Source organism: Ostreiculturibacter nitratireducens, assembly GCF_032670585.1.
Taxonomy (GTDB): domain Bacteria; phylum Pseudomonadota; class Alphaproteobacteria; order Rhodobacterales; family Rhodobacteraceae; genus Ostreiculturibacter; species Ostreiculturibacter nitratireducens.
This window is the reverse complement of record NZ_JAVQHL010000001.1, coordinates 98,061-113,398: the sequence shown is the minus strand read 5'-3', so window position 1 is coordinate 113,398 and position 15,338 is coordinate 98,061. Positions and strand designations below refer to the sequence as shown.

General features: G+C 65.7%; 17 protein-coding genes. 3 read left to right on the top strand and 14 right to left on the bottom strand.

The features are described from left to right. Positions 1-25: 25 nt before the first annotated feature. From ABCN56_RS00585 to ABCN56_RS00545, 9 genes are all read right to left on the bottom strand, one after another. A complete protein-coding gene (locus tag ABCN56_RS00585; RefSeq protein ID WP_343078834.1) occupies positions 26-664 on the bottom strand; it encodes a hypothetical protein in 639 nt (212 codons plus the stop codon). A 175-nt stretch (positions 665-839) separates the two neighbouring features. Next, positions 840-2,111 (bottom strand): ABC transporter permease, encoded by a 1,272-nt coding sequence (locus ABCN56_RS00580; protein WP_343078833.1) that lies wholly within the window; start codon positions 2,109-2,111, stop codon positions 840-842. Next, positions 2,108-3,253: an ABC transporter permease gene (locus ABCN56_RS00575; protein ID WP_343078832.1), complete on the bottom strand. Its 1,146-nt coding sequence runs from the start codon at positions 3,251-3,253 to the stop codon at positions 2,108-2,110. Before ABCN56_RS00575 ends, ABCN56_RS00580 begins: the two co-directional genes overlap by 4 nt. After that, positions 3,250-4,761, bottom strand: a complete 1,512-nt coding sequence (locus tag ABCN56_RS00570) for an ABC transporter ATP-binding protein (protein ID WP_343078831.1) — start codon at positions 4,759-4,761, stop codon at positions 3,250-3,252. Before ABCN56_RS00570 ends, ABCN56_RS00575 begins: the two co-directional genes overlap by 4 nt. A gap of 65 nt (positions 4,762-4,826) precedes the next feature. Further along, positions 4,827-5,858, bottom strand: coding sequence for a BMP family lipoprotein (locus ABCN56_RS00565; RefSeq protein WP_343078830.1), 1,032 nt, complete (start codon positions 5,856-5,858; stop codon positions 4,827-4,829). Between the two features lie 293 nt (positions 5,859-6,151). Continuing rightward, positions 6,152-6,406, bottom strand: coding sequence for a hypothetical protein (locus tag ABCN56_RS00560; protein ID WP_343078829.1), 255 nt, complete (start codon positions 6,404-6,406; stop codon positions 6,152-6,154). Positions 6,407-6,635: 229 nt separating this feature from the next. Next, positions 6,636-7,127, bottom strand: coding sequence for a 30S ribosomal protein S9 (rpsI, locus tag ABCN56_RS00555; protein ID WP_343078828.1), 492 nt, complete (start codon positions 7,125-7,127; stop codon positions 6,636-6,638). A gap of 2 nt (positions 7,128-7,129) precedes the next feature. Beyond that, positions 7,130-7,594: a 50S ribosomal protein L13 gene (rplM, locus tag ABCN56_RS00550; RefSeq protein ID WP_343078827.1), complete on the bottom strand. Its 465-nt coding sequence runs from the start codon at positions 7,592-7,594 to the stop codon at positions 7,130-7,132. A gap of 210 nt (positions 7,595-7,804) precedes the next feature. Beyond that, positions 7,805-8,239, bottom strand: a complete 435-nt coding sequence (locus ABCN56_RS00545; protein ID WP_343078826.1) for a PaaI family thioesterase — start codon at positions 8,237-8,239, stop codon at positions 7,805-7,807. Positions 8,240-8,363: 124 nt separating this feature from the next. Between ABCN56_RS00545 and ABCN56_RS00540 the strand changes: the two genes are divergently transcribed. Next, the gene (locus tag ABCN56_RS00540; RefSeq protein ID WP_343078825.1) at positions 8,364-9,158 is read left to right on the top strand and encodes an enoyl-CoA hydratase; all 795 of its coding nucleotides are present in this window, start codon (positions 8,364-8,366) and stop codon (positions 9,156-9,158) included. Here the strand turns inward: ABCN56_RS00540 and ABCN56_RS00535 are convergent. From ABCN56_RS00535 to ABCN56_RS00525, 3 genes are read right to left on the bottom strand one after another with little or no spacing between them, the layout of a single operon-like run. After that, positions 9,155-10,639 carry a carboxypeptidase M32 gene (locus ABCN56_RS00535; RefSeq protein WP_343078824.1) on the bottom strand — a complete coding sequence of 495 codons (1,485 nt, stop codon included), beginning with the start codon at positions 10,637-10,639 and terminating at the stop codon, positions 9,155-9,157. The two genes, ABCN56_RS00540 and ABCN56_RS00535, sit on opposite strands and share 4 nt — an antisense overlap. Then, positions 10,636-11,790 (bottom strand): heme A synthase, encoded by a 1,155-nt coding sequence (gene ctaA, locus ABCN56_RS00530; RefSeq protein ID WP_343078823.1) that lies wholly within the window; start codon positions 11,788-11,790, stop codon positions 10,636-10,638. The genes ABCN56_RS00535 and ctaA overlap by 4 nt, the downstream gene beginning before the upstream one ends. A gap of 47 nt (positions 11,791-11,837) precedes the next feature. Continuing rightward, entirely contained in the window at positions 11,838-12,584 is a 747-nt protein-coding gene (locus tag ABCN56_RS00525; RefSeq protein WP_343078822.1) for an RNA methyltransferase, read from the bottom strand. A gap of 60 nt (positions 12,585-12,644) precedes the next feature. On the opposite strand from ABCN56_RS00525, the gene ABCN56_RS00520 reads away from it, so the two are divergent. Together ABCN56_RS00520 and ABCN56_RS00515 are read left to right on the top strand one after the other, a co-directional pair. Beyond that, the gene (locus ABCN56_RS00520; protein WP_343078821.1) at positions 12,645-12,971 is read left to right on the top strand and encodes a TfoX/Sxy family protein; all 327 of its coding nucleotides are present in this window, start codon (positions 12,645-12,647) and stop codon (positions 12,969-12,971) included. Positions 12,972-13,023: 52 nt separating this feature from the next. Beyond that, positions 13,024-13,644 carry a thiamine phosphate synthase gene (locus ABCN56_RS00515; protein WP_343078820.1) on the top strand — a complete coding sequence of 207 codons (621 nt, stop codon included), beginning with the start codon at positions 13,024-13,026 and terminating at the stop codon, positions 13,642-13,644. A 14-nt stretch (positions 13,645-13,658) separates the two neighbouring features. Here ABCN56_RS00515 and olsA read toward each other — a convergent pair whose 3' ends face one another. Beyond that, entirely contained in the window at positions 13,659-14,504 is an 846-nt protein-coding gene (gene olsA, locus ABCN56_RS00510; RefSeq protein ID WP_343078819.1) for a lyso-ornithine lipid O-acyltransferase, read from the bottom strand. Positions 14,505-14,511: 7 nt separating this feature from the next. Then, the gene (olsB, locus tag ABCN56_RS00505; protein WP_343078818.1) at positions 14,512-15,309 is read right to left on the bottom strand and encodes an L-ornithine N(alpha)-acyltransferase; all 798 of its coding nucleotides are present in this window, start codon (positions 15,307-15,309) and stop codon (positions 14,512-14,514) included. Positions 15,310-15,338 lie beyond the last annotated feature (29 nt).

Genomic DNA, 15,338 nt, shown 5'->3' with positions numbered 1-15,338 from the left:
ACCTTCGTCAGGCCGGTACCAAAGATCAGTTCAGCGATGCGTATTTCTGCGGACGCTTGGGACCGAAGGGAACGTCGTAACCCTGGACCTTGGTGATGTAGGTCGCCAGAGGCATGCCGTAGGGATCACGGATATTGGCGCGACCATCCGAGCGGATGAACTCTTTCAGTGCACCCGTGCCAAGAAGATGCGTGGCCGCCAGCATTCCGCTGGGCGTCAGCGTCACGTCACCAACCTTGGTCCAGGCATGGCGCGACAGGCCGTCTGCCTGGATGTAACGCCACATCGTCCGCAACCAGGTCTGCGCCGCACGATCCTGCACTTCCGGGTGGTTCAGGAAATCCTTCACCGAACGGATGCCGTGCTTGCCGGTGAAGCCGCCACCATAGTTGTTGTCATAGGGATCGCCGTCGCGGCGGACATAGCCAAGGTCGATCAGAGCCGCCTCGCCGAACTGGTATGCGCCGATGAAATTCAACGTGTTCACAGCTCGGTAGTTACCGCGGGATTCCATGTGACGCAGAGCCGCCAGGAACTCCGCGTACTTGGCGTTCACCGCCGTGCTGGTCGAACTTGCCGTAGACTGCGCCATCGCCACAGTTCCCGACACCGCGAGAACCGCAGCGCAGAGGGCTGCTTTCAGCCCCCGCTTCTTGCCTGTCATGTACTGCCCCTCTTCCGTCTGAGCCAATAACCACAAGGCCTCACGCCTGTGGGACTAGACAATTGGTGACTGTGAGGTCGGTTTCAAACCCTCCTTATCCCATCGGCAACATCTTGCCGCATCTTCGTGGCGATAGTTTGTCTTTTTGGTGGAAATCCGCTCATCCGCCGCCCGACTACTCCTTCACGTAGGCCTTTCCGTCCGCAGCCGGGGGCCGCGCCTTGCCGATCAGACCGGCAACCACGACGATCGTGGCTATGTATGGCGCCATCGCGAGGAACTCGGACGGGATCGGCGTGCCCAGGAGCGCCAGCTTCTGTTGCAGGCTGTCCGCGAAGCCGAAGACCAGCGCCGCCGCCAGCGCGCCGACCGGGTGCCAGCGCCCGAAAATCATCGCGGCGAGGCCGATGAAACCCCGACCACCGGTCATGTTCTCGTCGAACCGCCCCACGGAGCCCAGCGTGAACCAGGCGCCCCCAAAGCCCGCCACCATGCCGCCAAGCGTGACGTGGATGTAGCGCGTCCGGTAGACGTTGATCCCCAGCGTATCGGCCGCGCGCGGATGTTCGCCCACGGCACGCGCCCTCAGCCCGTGCCGCGTGTGGAAGAGGTAGTAGGTCGAGACCGCCACCATCACCAGCGCGCCGTAGACGAAGACGTTCTGCTGGAACAGCATCGGACCGATCACCGGGATATCGCCAAGGACCGGCACCTTCCAGGCCCTGAACACGGATGCGTTGTTCAGGAACCGGTATTCGGAAAAGACCTGGGAACTGACGTAACTCGTCAGTCCCAGGACGAAGAGGTTTATGACGACCCCCGCGATGATCTGGTCCATCCGGTAGGTCACGACGAGCGTCGCGAGAATGAAGCCGAAGATGCCGCCAACGACCACGGCGGACAGAAGCCCTCCCCACCCGCCGATCAGCGACCCCATCAGCGCGCCGGTGAAGGCGCCCGCCAGCAGCATCCCCTCGATCGCGATGTTGATCACCGCCACGCGCTCGCACAGGACGCCTGCGAGCCCCCCGAGCGCGATCGGCACCGCCCGCACCATCATCGCCTGCAACATGCCCGTCAGGGAGAAGGCCTTGCCAGCCGTGGCCCAGACAAGGAAGGCCATGACCACCAGCGCGAGCCCGAAGCCGAGGGAAAGGGCCGTCCAGCGCACGCCGCCCCGCATGAACTGCCGGGCACCGAGGAAGGCCAGAATGGCCGCCGCGAAATACGTGAATGGCGCCGCCGGAAGGACAAGGTCCGGAACCGGAAGCGGGTCCGTCGGACGCGAAAGCCGGAACGTGGCGTCGCCTTCGATCCCCACGCCGAACACGAGGACGACGAAGACGGAGAGCGCAAGCAGCACACCCCCGACGATCCGCGCCTGCCGCGCCTTCCCGGTCGCGATCTTCCGCTTCGCCGCAGTCGTGCCGAGGTCGATCGCCGTCATGCCGCTCCTCCTCCGGGTCCGCCCCGTTTCTGGAATCCCCATGGGAATATCGCGCGCACGAGCAGCGGCGCCGCTATGAAGACGATGATGAGCGACTGGATGATCCCGATCAGGTCGATCGAGACGCCGGCATCGACCTGCATCTGCCTTCCGCCAGCCTTGAGCGCACCGAAGAGCAGACCGGCAAGCAGCACGCCCACCGGGTGCGAGCGGCCCAGAAGCGCGACCGCGATCGCGTCGAAGCCGATCCCGGCCGAGAAGCCCGGCGAGGCGCGGCCCAGCACGCCAAGAACCTGGTTCGCGCCCGCGAGGCCCGCGAAAGCCCCCGCCGTGGCCATCGCCGCCACGATGACGAGGCCCGACCGGATCCCCGCATAGCGCGCCGCATCCGGGTTCTCCCCGCTCGCCCGGAACTCGAAGCCGATCTTCGACTTGAACAGGAGCCAGTAGACGAAGGCCACCGCGATGAGGACGAGGAATATCCCCGCATGCACCCGCAGGTTCGGATCGACCCAGTCCAGAATCCGCGGCAGCGAGGCGTTGGGCGGCACGGATTTCGAAATCGGGTCCGTCCGGCCTACCTGCTGCACGAAGGGCTGGCGCAGGAGATAGTCCAGAAGCAGGTAGGAGCTGAGGTTGAGCATGATCGTGGAGATCACCTCATGCGCGCCCGTCGCGGCCTTCAGCACCCCCGCGATGGAGGCGTAGAGCGCGCCCATGAGCGCCCCCGCCAGCAGGCAGAGCGGCATCAGGACGGCGAAGGGCAGCCCCGGCAGGCTGAAGCCCACGATCACCGCGGCCATCCCGCCGAGCAGGAGCTGCCCCTCCGCCCCGATGTTGAAAAGCCCCGTCCGGAAACCGATCGCGAGCCCGAGCCCGGCGAGCACCAGGGGCGCCGCGGCCGTCAGCGTCTCGGATATCGCGTTGAGGGATCCGACGGAGCCCACGAGGAGCGCCACATAGGACTTCCCGATGGTCTGGATGTCCACGTCCGTGGCCAGCATCGTCAGCGCGCCGAAGATCAGCGCCACGATCACCGCGAAGACCGGCACGACGACGAGATCCTCGAACTCCGTCCGCCCCGGCGCCGCGCGTTCCAGAAGTTGCCTCGCGGCCTCGTCGAGCTTGCGTTCCTCGGTCATACTCCAGCCCCCGCCATCGCGAGGCCGACGGCGGACTTGTCCACCGGCCCCTTTGACGCATCGAATTCCGCAACGATCCGGCCCTTGAACATCACAAGTATCCTGTCCGACAGGGCCAGGATCTCGTCGAGTTCGGAGGACATGATGAGGACCCCGTCCCCCTCTTCCCGTGCCTCAACGAGCCTCTTGTGGATGTATTCGATGGACCCGACGTCGAGCCCCCGCGTCGGCTGTGCCGCGATGACGAGCTTGGTTTCACGCGACAATTCCCGCGCCACGACGAGCTTCTGCTGGTTGCCGCCGGACAGGTGCCCCGCCTTCAGGTAGACCGAAGGCGTCCGAACGTCGAAATCCCGCGACAGCACAGCCGCCGCCTCGTTCACCTTGTCCCACTGGACCTGCGGGCCCTTGGCGAAACGTTCATCGTAATAGGTGTCGAGCACCATGTTCTCGGCGACCGTGAAATTGCCGATCATCCCCGACCGCTGCCGGTCCTCGGGGATATGCGCGATCCCCATCTTGTGCCGCGCCCGGACAGAGGCATGCGTGATGTCCTGACCTTCGAACCACACTTCCCCCGCAGCGGGGCGCCGGAGCCCGGTCATCGCCTCGATCAGCGGCGTCTGGCCATTGCCCACGACCCCCGCTATCCCGACGATCTCTCCAGACCGGACTTCGAGGCTCACATGGTCGACCGCCACCGCGTCGTCGTCGCGCAGGACCGTCAGTTCCTTGACCTCGAGAATCGGCTTGCCCGGCACGCGCTCGGGTTTTTCGACCGTGAAGCTCACCGGCCGGCCGACCATCATCTCGGCCAGTTCCTCGGGCTTCACCGTCTTCGGGTCCGCCTCGCCAACGATCTCGCCCTGCCTGAGGACGCTGATCCGGTCGGCGATTTCCAGGATCTCGTTCAGCTTGTGCGTGATGAAGACGATGCCCTTGCCCGCATCCCTGAGCGACCGCACGATCCCGAAGAAATCTTCCACCTCCTGCGGCGTCAGCACCGCTGTCGGCTCGTCGAGGATCAGGATGTCGGCCGAGCGGAACAGGACCTTGATGATCTCGACCCGTTGCTGAAGCCCCACGGGGATGTCTTCGATCAGCGCGTCGGGGTCTACCCTGAGACCGTATTTCTCTCCGATTTCCGTGACCTGTGCCCGTGCCTTGTCCAGGTCGAGGTAATCGGCCCGGCCCGTTGGCTCCACGCCGAGAACCACGTTCTCGGCCACGGTGAAGACGGGAACCAGCATGAAGTGCTGGTGCACCATCCCGATCCCCGCGGAGATCGACTCGCCCGGACCCGAGAAGGACACGGACTTTCCGTCCAGGATTATCTCGCCCTCGTCAGGCCGGTAGAGGCCGCAGAGCACGTTCATCAGCGTCGACTTGCCGGCGCCGTTCTCACCAAGAAGCCCCAGAACCTCGCCGCCCCGGACCTTCAGCGAAATCTTCCTGTTGGCCACGACGGGCCCGAAGCGCTTGGTGATCCCCTTCAGTTCGACATCCATCTCGGCCGCTCCGAGCCCAAGTGCAAAGCGGCCCGCCTGTTACCGGGCGGGCCGCCGATCCAGCCTTATTGGGCCGAAACGCTGATCGAGCCGTCGATGATACCGGCCTGGATCGCCTCCAGTTCCGCCTTCATTTCGGCCGGCACCGCGTCTTCGAAATCGTGGAACGGAGCGATGCCGACGCCGCCGCTTTCGAGCGTACCCACGATCACGCCGCCCTCGAATGTCCCTTCCTGCGCCGCCTTGATCACGTCGCGCACGGTCGTATCCATCCGCTTCATGATCGAGGTCAGGTAGACGTGCTTCTTCTCGGGATCGGTCAGGTAGAGGTCCGCATCGACGCCGATGATCTTCAGCGCGTCGGTTCCCAGTTCATCGGCAAGCGCGGCCGAGCCAAGGCCCACCGGCCCCGCCACCGGAAGGACGATGTCCGCGCCCTCGTCATAGAGGTTCTGCGCGAAGGCGCGGCCGTCGTCGAGGCTCTCGAAGTTGTTGGTGAAGAGACCTTCGCGCGTCGCGGGATCCCAGCCCAGCACCTTCACGTCGGTGCCCTTCTGCGCGTTGTGGTAGTTCGCGCCAGCCACGAAGCCGTCCATGAAGATCGTCACCGGCGGAATGTTGATGCCGCCGAAGGTGCCGAGGGTGCCGGTCTTGGTCATCCCCGCCGCGAGGTAACCCGCGAGGAAGGCAGCCTCGTCGGTCGCGTAGACCTGGCCCAGGATGTTCGGCACGACCGGATCATAGGCGAAGTCCACGATGGAGAACTTCTGGTCAGGGTTCGCCTCGGCGACCTTCTTCGTGGCGTCGCCAAGAAGGAACCCAATGGTGATGATGATGTCGCACTGTCCGCCGAGGAGCGAATTCAGGTTGGCCTCGTAATCGGTCTCGGCCTGAGATTCCAGGTAACGGCCCTCGATCCCCAGCTCCGCCATCGCGTCCTCAACGCCCTTCCAGGCGGTCTGGTTGAAGCTGTTGTCATCGATCCCGCCGGTGTCTGTCACCTCGCAGGCGGTGAAAGCCGCAGCCGAAACGGCCGAGCCCAGGATGAAAGCCGAGGCGAGCGCTGCGCGCCCCCAGGTCAGATGATGTTTGGTCACGTCTCTTCCCTCCGACAAGAGCAGCGCACAAGCCCCGCGGCGCTCCAAGGCGCGATCCGGGACGGCCTGCCATACCCAAGCAGTAACCTCCAAGGGCTCTGCACGCAAAGCAAATTAGCAGTGAGACAGTCGGATGAGGTTGACCAAGATCAACGGCTTGCGTGCCAAGAAGCCACCCCGGCGACCCGTGTGGAAAAAGGGACTCGTGACCGGCCGCTGCAAGCCAACGGTTCCGGTCAGAAGCCTTCGTCACGGAATCTCGCTCTGCCGAGTCGGTCCGGACTCAGCAGGTTTCAGGCGACCACCTCGATCGCGATCGCGCGCTTCCGAAGTTCGGAATACAGCGCCGGCACAACCTTGGCCTGGTTGACCGCGTAGCGCAGAGCGTCGCCGAGCTGGCCTTCGCTTGGCTGGCCGGCCACGCGCCAGACCATCCGCCGCTTTACGCCGTCGTCATAGACGATTTCGACCGTGCCGCCGCGCCCCTTGCGCAGGCCAAGGAAATCGAAGCCCCCGGAGGAGCTGTGGAAGACACATTGGGTTGCCATTTGTCTGCTCGTTTATTGGCTGCCTCAATGCCGAGAAGAGTGCAGGAGCCTCCCCAGTTCCGTCAATTCACAGGACCGCGATTGCGCGTGGCCGAGTCCGCGCCGCAACACTGATGCCGGTCAGGCTCGGCGCAGAACGCCACCCGCCCCATGCGCCAGGACCGTCGCGGGGCCAAAAGACAAAACGGCCCGCCAGATGGCGGGCCGTTCCGATCGAAATGTAGCTGGATCAGCGCTTCGAGAACTGGAAGCTGCGGCGGGCTTTCGCCTTGCCGTATTTCTTGCGCTCGACGACGCGGCTGTCGCGGGTCAGGAACCCGGCGGCCTTGAGCGCGCCGCGCAGCGACGGTTCGTAAAGCTGCAGAGCCTTCGAGATGCCGTGCTTGACCGCGCCGGCCTGGCCAGAGAGGCCGCCGCCCGCAACGGTCGCCATCACGTCGAACTGGCCGTCGACGCCCGCAACCTGGAACGGCTGGCGCAGGATCATCTGAAGCACAGGACGCGCGAAGTAGACGGACATGTCCTTGCCGTTCACGGTCACCTTGCCCGAGCCCGGCTTGATCCAGACGCGGGCGACCGCGTCCTTCCGCTTGCCGGTCGCGTAGGAACGGCCAAGGGCGTCACGTTCCGGCTCGCGCGGCGCGGATTCGGCAGCGGCGGCGGGCGCCGCGCCCGAGACGGCCGATTTCAGGTCGTCGAGGGATTTGAGTTCTTCGGCCATCGTCACGCGCTCCGGGTGTTCTTCGGGTTCATCGACTTGACGTCGAGGACTTCAGGCTTCTGCGCCTCGTGCGGATGTTCGGCACCGGCGTAGACGCGCAGGTTCGACATCTGCTGGCGGCCCAGGCGGTTGCGCGAGATCATGCGCTCGACGGCCTTGATCACCACGCGCTCGGGGTGCGCGCCTTCGAGGACCTGGCCCGCGGTGCGGTGCTTGATGCCGCCCGGGTAGCCGGTGTGCCAGTAGTAGCGCTTGTCGGCGCGCTTGTTGCCGGTCATCTGCACCTTGTCGGCGTTGATGACGATCACGTTGTCGCCCATGTCCATGTGCGGCGTGAAGGTCGCCTTGTGCTTGCCACGAAGGCGGTTGGCGACGATCGTCGCGAGACGGCCCAGTACGACGCCTTCAGCGTCGATCAGGATCCATTTCTTCTCGATCTCCGCCGGGGTCGCGGTATAGGTCTTCATATCCCTGCCCTTCGGCTGTTACTTCGGCCGGACGGCCAGAAACCGTCCGGAAATCGGATGCGGCTATCTCCTATATCCGCCCGAACCGGTCAAGGGATATGCGTTTATTTTTTCGAAGTGATTTCAAGACCTTGCAAAATAGGTATTAAAATACCCCATATTTCCACGCTGAATCCGAAGGGATCTGCCCTCGTGTCCCGGATTCTAGCCTCAACCGCCTCGGGGCCGGGCTGGTGGAATCGAATAGGTAAGGCTCGCCCGCGCCACGGGCTCCGCCTGTCCATCGGAGAAAACGAGCACGTCTCCCACGGCAAGGATCCTGCCAAGCTTCAGGATCCGGGCCCGGCCGATCAGATCGGCATGCGCCGCGGGTTTTCGCATGAAATCGATGCTCGCATTCGTGGTGACGGCCAGAGCGACCGGCCCCAGCCTCGCGAGTATCGCCAGATAGACCCCGACATCGGCCAGCGCGAAGATGTTCGGCCCCGATACGGTGCCGCCGGGGCGCAAGTGCCGCTCGGCAACCTTGAGACGCACGACCGTTTCCGCCTCATCCGCCGCCTCGATCGCGAAATCCTCCGCGACCTGCGGGAATTCCCGCGCGAGGAAAGCCGTCAGTTCGGCTTCGTTCATCACCAGTGCCATCGTTCCTCCGCTGCGTTGCGGTCAAAGACTTGGCCGGCCCCGCCAGCAAGGGCAAGAGGACAAGACACCTTTTCTACCCGGAACTTGGCCCCTACACTCCCGCCAAAGCCAGAGGATCGAAAGCATGACCGCACCCCTTCTCCTTCGTGAAGACGCTGGCGGGATCGCCACGCTGACGCTGAACGCCCCCGAGAAACTCAACGCGCTGTCGGACGCGATGCTCGCGGCGCTCAGGGATGAATTCACGCGGCTGATGGAGGACCGCAGCGCGCGCGTCGTGATCCTGAAGGGGGCGGGAAAGGCCTTCTGCGCCGGCCACGACCTGAAGGAAATGCAGGCTGGCCGACAGGCCCCCGACAAGGGGCGCGCCTATTTCGCCGACCTGTTCGCGCGCTGCTCCGAAGTGATGCAGATGATCCCGGCGCTGCCGCAACCGGTGATCGCCGAGGTCCACGGCATCGCGACGGCCGCGGGCTGCCAGCTTGTCGCCTCCTGCGACATGGCGCTTGCGTCGGAGGAGGCGCGGTTCGGGGTGAACGGCGTGAATATCGGCCTCTTCTGCTCCACTCCGATGGTGGCGCTGTCGCGCAACGTGCCCCGCAAGGCCGCGTTCGAGATGCTGACGACCGGCGCCTTTATCCCGGCAGGCCGCGCGATGGCGCTTGGCCTCGTCAACCGTGTCGTAGCTGCGGACGCGCTTGCGACCGAAACCCGCGCGCTGGCCGAAACGGTTGCGTCGAAGCTCACCGCCGCGGTGAAGATCGGCAAGCGCGCCTTCTACGAGCAGGTCGAGATGGGCCTCGCCCAGGCCTACGAGCACACCGCCGCAGTCATGGTCGAAAACATGCTCTGGCGCGACACCGAGGAAGGCATTTCGGCCTTCCTCGACAAGCGCAAGCCCGACTGGGCCGAAAGCTAGAGCCCGTAGAGGTCCGAGAACTTCGCTTCGAGGTAGTCCAGAAGCGGCCCTTCCGAGGGCGTGAACCCGCAGGCCCGTTCGATCACCGCCGCCGGCTCGTAAAGCCCGCCGAACTGTTGCACCTTCTCGCGCAGCCAATCCGTTGCGGGCTTTGCGTTCCCCTCGGCGAGATGCGCGTCGAGATCGGGCACGTCGGCACGCAGCGCCCGGTGGAGGCATCCGGCATAGACGTTGCCGAGCGTGTAGGTCGGGAAGTAGCCGAATAGGCCCACCGACCAGTGAACATCTTGCAGCATCCCGTGCGCCGGACGGTCGACCGCGACGCCGAAATCAGCGCCGAAGCGGGTGTTCCAGGCATCCTCCAGATCCGCCACGGCGAGCTTGCCGCCGATGAGATTCCGTTCGAGGTCAAAGCGCATCATGATGTGCAGGTTGTAGTGCACCTCGTCCGCCTCGGTCCGGATGAAGCCCGGCTGGACGGCGTTCACCGTGGCGTAGAACTCGTCGGCGTCCGCCACGCCCATGTCGCCGAAGATCGCCCGCATCCGGGCGAAGAGCCAGGAAGCGAATGCGCGGCTGCGGCCAAGCTGGTTCTCGTAGATCCGGCTCTGGCTTTCGTGCACGCCCATCGACACGCCCGCGCCGAGCGGCGTCAGGAGGTGCGCCTGGTCGATGCCCAACTCGTAGCAGGCGTGGCCCACTTCGTGGACCGTCGAGTAGATGCAGTTGAACGGATCCGTTTCGACCACCCGCGTGGTGATCCGGGAATCGTTGCCCGATCCCGACGAGAAGGGGTGAACCGCGAGGTCCAGCCGCCCGCGGTTCCAGTCGTAGCCGAAGGCCGTCGCGAGGTCGCGGGCGAGCCCGACCTGTCGGTCATGCGCGAAATGGCCCGACAGCGGCTTCGCCTTGCGGTCAGAGCCGAGGATCCGTTCGCGCAGCGACACGAGCCGGGGCCGCATCCGCCCAAACATCTCGGCGATCCCGGCGCCCGTTGCCCCCGGTTCGTAGTCGTCCAGCAGCGCATCATAGGCGTCGCCCCCGCCGAAGCCGCCCGCTGCCAGTGCCTGCCCCGCCTCGCGCTTGAGCGCGACGACGCGTTCGAGAGTGGGGAGGAAATGCGCGACGTCATTGCGCGACCGCGCCTCGGCCCAGATTCCCTGCGAAACGCTCGTCACCCGTGCGATTTCCGAGGCGAGTTTCGAAGGAATGCAGGCGTTCCGTTCAAACCCCCGCCGGATCAGTTCCAGAGCCCGCGCGCCCGCCGCGTCGGGCGCCTTCGCGGCGGCCAGCCACTCGCCGATCTTCGGATCGGTGCGACGGGCGTGAAGGACGCCCTCGATGGCCCCCATCTCCTCGCCGCGCTGCTCGGCCGCGCCTTTCGGCATGACCGTTTCCTGGTCCCAGCCAAGGCGGCCAGCGATCTGAGCCAGCGCCTCGGTTTCGCGCTGGAAGGCCATGAGTTCGGCGAAAGCGGTCATTTCTTGCCCCGGATGGAGGTGACGACGGGATAGAGCGAAAGGTGGCGGGCGCGGAGGATCAGGACCCAGAGCGCCACGGCGCCCAACTGGTGTGCGAGGCCAAGGCCAAGCGGCGCCGCGTGAAGGACGGTGACGATGCCAAGCGCGATCTGGATCGCGAGCATCGCGAAAAGCGCGTTGAACCCGTGCGCCGTCACGGGATGCGCGGAACGCCGCCCCTTCAGCCAGACGACCACGCCGAACGCGAAGAGAAAGTAACCCGCCATACGGTGGATGAATTGCACGAGGCCCGGGTTCTCGAAGAAGGCGCGCCATACCGCACCGCCCTCAGGCACATAGAGGGCGTCGGCCGGGAAGAAGCTTTCACCCATGAGCGGCCAGGTCGGGAAGCTCCGACCCGCGTCGATCCCGGCCACGAGCGCACCGAGAAGGATCTGGAGAAAGGCGAAGTGCATGAGCCCCGTGGACATGCTGAAAAGCTTCGGCTCCTTCGACCGCCGCGCCTGGATAAGCTCCGCCTCGCTGCGCGAGAGCGAGAAGACGTACCACGCGATGAGTCCAAGGATCACGAAGGCGAGGCCGAGATGCGTTGCCAGCCGGTAGGAGGCGACATCGACCCGAGTGCCTTCGAGCCCGGAGGACACCATCCACCACCCGATGGCCCCCTGCGCACCACCGAGCGCACCAAGGATCAGAAGCCGTGGCGTCCATCCTACCGGGATGCGCCGCGCGGCAAGGAAGCCGAAGAACCCGACCGCCCAGACGAGGCCGATGACCCGGCCAAGTTGCCGATGGCCCCATTCCCACCAGTAGATCGCCTTGAATTCCTCAAGGCTCATGCCCTTGTTCTGCAACTGGTATTCCGGGATCGCCTGGTACTTGGCGAATTCCTCGGCCCAGGCCTCGTCGCTCGTTGGAGGCATCGCACCGGTCAGGGGACGCCATTCCGTGATCGAAAGGCCGGAATCGGTCAATCGGGTGAGGCCGCCAACCGCGATCATCGCGGCGACAAGAACGAAAATCAGGATCAGCCAGGCCCGAATCCCGCGCCGCGCGCCCCGGGGGCCTGCGTCGATCATGCCGCCCCTCGGTTTCTCGGGCGCCTTGGTCCCCGCCCCAACTTCCTCGAAAATGCTGCGTTTCGTCGCCATGCCCGTCTCCTGTCCGCGCTGGACACTAGGCCTCGCCCGATGCCCCTTCAAGGCTTGCCGTCACGGTGCCGGACGATCTGCCGCAGGATACCGTGAAGCGTCTGCACGTCGGCCCGCGTCAGCGGCATCCGGCTCCAGAGATTACGGAGGTTGAGCTTCATCCCTTCGGCCTTCACCGGCGGGAAGAAGAACCCGGCTTCCTCCAGCCTTTCCTCGTAATGATCGCCCAGTTTCTCGATCTCGATCTGGCTCGCCATTTCGGTCCCGGCGAGGCTCAGCGCCTCGGGAACGGCCGGCACGGTCTGCCTGCGCCACTCGTAGGCCGTCAGCAGCACCGCCTGCGCGAGGTTCAGCGAGGCGAACTCCGGATTGACCGGCACCGAGATGATCGCATTCGCCCGCGCGATGTCGTCGTTTTCAAGACCCGCGCGCTCCGGCCCGAAGAGCACGGCGACCTTGCGCCCCTCTGCCAGCATGTCGCGCGTCCGGGTCATCGCCTCTTCCGGCGTGAAGATGGGCTTCGTCAGGTCCCTGCCCCGCGCGGTCGTGGCGAAGACGTAGTCGCAGTCCGCCACCGCCTCCGCCGTCGTCGGGAAGACGCCCGCGTGATCGAGCACCCGGCCCGCGGCGCCCGAGGCCATCGCCACGGCGCGCGGATTGGGCCAGCCGTCACGAGGATCGACGAGCCGCATACGCGCGAGGCCGAAATTCAGCATCGCCCGCGCGGCCGCACCGATGTTTTCACCCATCTGCGGGCGGACGAGGACGAAGGCGGGCTGTGGGTCGGTCATCATCGTTTTCCGAAAGTTCCGGGCCTGATACGCTTGCGGGGCGTTCAGATCAAGGAGGCGGTCATGGCCTATGACGAAGGCCTTGCGCAGCTGATGCGCGACGATCTGGCCGGGGAGGAGGTGAGCGAACGGAGGATGTTCGGCGGCCTCGCCTTTCTCCTGAACGGCCACATGCTCTGCGGCGTCCACAGGGGCGGTGCGATGTTCAGGGTGGGGAAACCGAACGAGGCAGCCGCGCTCGCCATTCCCGGCGCCGCGCCCATGATGTTCACCGGCAAGCCGATGGGCGGCATGGTCGACTTCTCCGACGAGGCCACGGCGGACGACGCGCTTCGCGGGAAGGTCATGGCGCTGGCGCTTTCCTTCGTCAAATCGCTGCCGCCGAAGTAGCCAAGCCGGAAGGGATGCGCTATGGCGGGCGAAACCCGACTGGAGCCCGAACATGGCCGCCGACGACCGTCCGCAGATCTATCTCATCACGCCCCCCGATTTCGAGCCCGAGCCCTTCGCGGATCGCCTGTCCGCCGTCCTCGACGCGGTCGAGGTCGCGTGCATCCGCCTCGCACTGGCCTCGAAGGACGAAGCCCAGATCGGGCGCGCCGCCGACGCCGTGCGCCAGGCAGCCCATGAGCGCGACATCGCGGTCGTCATCGAGACGCACCTGAAGCTCGTCGAACGCCACGGTCTCGACGGGATCCACCTGACCGACGGCGCCCGCTCGGTCCGGACGGCACGGAAGGAACTCGGAGCCGACGCCATCGTCGGGGCCTACTGCGGCACGACCCGGCACGAGGGGATGAACGCGGGCGAGGCCGGCGCCGATTACGTTTCCTTCGGCCCCGTTGGCGAAAGCGTGCTCGGGTCCGGCGTGCGAGCGGACCGTGACCTGTTCGCGTGGTGGAGCGAGATGATCGAGGTGCCGGTCGTCGCGGAGGGCGCGCTGACCGCGGCGCTCGTCGAGGAATTCGCCCCCGTGACCGATTTCTTCGCCTTCGGAGAAGAGATCTGGCGCGAGGAAGACGCGGCCAAGGCTCTCCGCGCGCTCATCGCGCCGCTCGGCTGACGCCCGGCCGCGCGTCAGTCAACCAAAGCCGGGTCCGCCGATGCCGGTGGCATCCCGCTCCGAACAGCCGCCTCGCAGGCCGCCGCCAACTCCTTGCGCGAGGCGAAGTCCGAGACCGCGAGAGGTTCGTGAAAGACGACCTCCACCGATCCCTGCCGCGGCCGCGACAGGACCCACAGGAAGTGCGAGCCGAAGTCCATGTCGCCCCACCAGCCGTAAGCCGCGGAATGCTCGCCCTCCGGCGCGGTCCAGACGACGGTCACCGGTTGGATGCTGACAATCTCGTCCAGCCCGTGCGCGTAGAAGGCCGCGAAGAGCGTGGACTTGAAAGGCAGGACGCGCAGCCCGTCGCTGCTCGTGCCTTCGGGGAAGAACAGCAGACGGTGCCCCGCCCTCAGTCGCGCCTCGAAGATCTGCTGCTGAAGCTTCGCGTCCGACCCTTTGCGCCGGATGAACACCGTGCCCGTGGCGCGCGCGAGCCAGCCGATGCCCGGCCATCCCGCCACTTCCGATTTCGCCACGAAATAGATCCGGTCGCAGGCATTCAGCGCGAAAATGTCGAGCCAGCTCGCGTGGTTCGCGACGATCGCGCCGCGGCCGTCCATCGGCCTGCCCCGGATCCCGTGACGGATTCCGAGGATCGCGAAAGCCAGCTTGCAGACGAACTGGGTGATCCAGGGCGTCATCGGTCGCCTGAGGCCGAAGAGCGGCCGTTCGAACAGCCGCAAGGCCAGAAGAAGGACGAGGCCGCCGTAGGTCACGAGCCCGAGCACACCGCCCTTCAGGACGATCCGAAGCCATCCCGCCACGCCGATCCGCGCAGCACGCGGAGGAGGCGCAGCGCCATTCCAGGTATTCACGGGAGCCTCATCCTGCCGTGCTTTCGCGCACATCGCGCTTGCGCGTGTAGAACGTCAAATGCCGCGCACTCATCGCGCTGGTGTCCATGAGAAGGCAGACATCGGTCGTGTTGAACTGGCTGTCGATATATGCGCCCTCCCCCACGAAGCCGCCAAGCCTCAGGTAGGCCTTGATCAGAGCCGGCATGGCCACCATCGCCTTGCGCCGGTCAAGCTCGTCCGCCGGGATCAGGTCCATTGGCTGGAAATGCTCGGGCCGCGCCCTGACCCGCAGCACCTCGGGTGCGAGATGGTGATGGTGAAGCCACGACAACGGCACCCGCAGGGGCTCGATGTCGGTGCCGTGGAAGCTGGCGACACCGAACAGGATCTCGATCCGGTGCTGCGTGATGTAGTCCGCAAGCCCGTTCCAGAGTAGGAACATGGCCGAACTGCCCCGGTAGTCGGCGTGGACGCAGGACCGGCCGAGTTCCAGCAGTTTTCTGCCCGAGGCGCGCAGCGGGCCGAGGTCGTATTCGCCGTCGGTGTAGAACCTTCCGAAGGCCTCGGCCCGTTCGCCCGGCAGCAGTCGATAGACCCCCACGACATGATCGAGGCTCGCGGCATCGCGGCGGCTGTCGACCAAGACGAGGTGATCGTTGATCGCGTCGAACTCGTCGCGCTCGAGGCGGCGTGCGTGGTCCACCATCGGGCCGTCGCCGCCGAGTTCCGCCACGAAAACATCGTAGCGCAACCTCTGCGCGGACAGGAGATCGGCCTCGCTTTCGGCGAGTCTTATCCGGAGGTGGGACGGCTCGAGGGTCATCGGGGGTGCGCGCTTCGCGGTTCCTCGGT

Coding starts and splice junctions, on each gene's coding strand:
- ABCN56_RS00560 (WP_343078829.1), bottom strand. CDS start 6,406: ATGGCAACCCAATGTGTCTTCCACAGCTCCTCCGGGGGCTTCGATTTC.
- ABCN56_RS00525 (WP_343078822.1), bottom strand. CDS start 12,584: ATGATGACCGACCCACAGCCCGCCTTCGTCCTCGTCCGCCCGCAGATG.
- ABCN56_RS00575 (WP_343078832.1), bottom strand. CDS start 3,253: ATGACCGAGGAACGCAAGCTCGACGAGGCCGCGAGGCAACTTCTGGAA.
- ctaA (WP_343078823.1), bottom strand. CDS start 11,790: ATGGCGACGAAACGCAGCATTTTCGAGGAAGTTGGGGCGGGGACCAAG.
- ABCN56_RS00535 (WP_343078824.1), bottom strand. CDS start 10,639: ATGACCGCTTTCGCCGAACTCATGGCCTTCCAGCGCGAAACCGAGGCG.
- ABCN56_RS00570 (WP_343078831.1), bottom strand. CDS start 4,761: ATGGATGTCGAACTGAAGGGGATCACCAAGCGCTTCGGGCCCGTCGTG.
- rpsI (WP_343078828.1), bottom strand. CDS start 7,127: ATGGCCGAAGAACTCAAATCCCTCGACGACCTGAAATCGGCCGTCTCG.
- ABCN56_RS00585 (WP_343078834.1), bottom strand. CDS start 664: ATGACAGGCAAGAAGCGGGGGCTGAAAGCAGCCCTCTGCGCTGCGGTT.
- ABCN56_RS00580 (WP_343078833.1), bottom strand. CDS start 2,111: ATGACGGCGATCGACCTCGGCACGACTGCGGCGAAGCGGAAGATCGCG.
- ABCN56_RS00520 (WP_343078821.1), top strand. CDS start 12,645: ATGGCCTATGACGAAGGCCTTGCGCAGCTGATGCGCGACGATCTGGCC.
- olsB (WP_343078818.1), bottom strand. CDS start 15,309: ATGACCCTCGAGCCGTCCCACCTCCGGATAAGACTCGCCGAAAGCGAG.
- ABCN56_RS00545 (WP_343078826.1), bottom strand. CDS start 8,239: ATGGCACTGGTGATGAACGAAGCCGAACTGACGGCTTTCCTCGCGCGG.
- ABCN56_RS00540 (WP_343078825.1), top strand. CDS start 8,364: ATGACCGCACCCCTTCTCCTTCGTGAAGACGCTGGCGGGATCGCCACG.
- rplM (WP_343078827.1), bottom strand. CDS start 7,594: ATGAAGACCTATACCGCGACCCCGGCGGAGATCGAGAAGAAATGGATC.
- ABCN56_RS00515 (WP_343078820.1), top strand. CDS start 13,024: ATGGCCGCCGACGACCGTCCGCAGATCTATCTCATCACGCCCCCCGAT.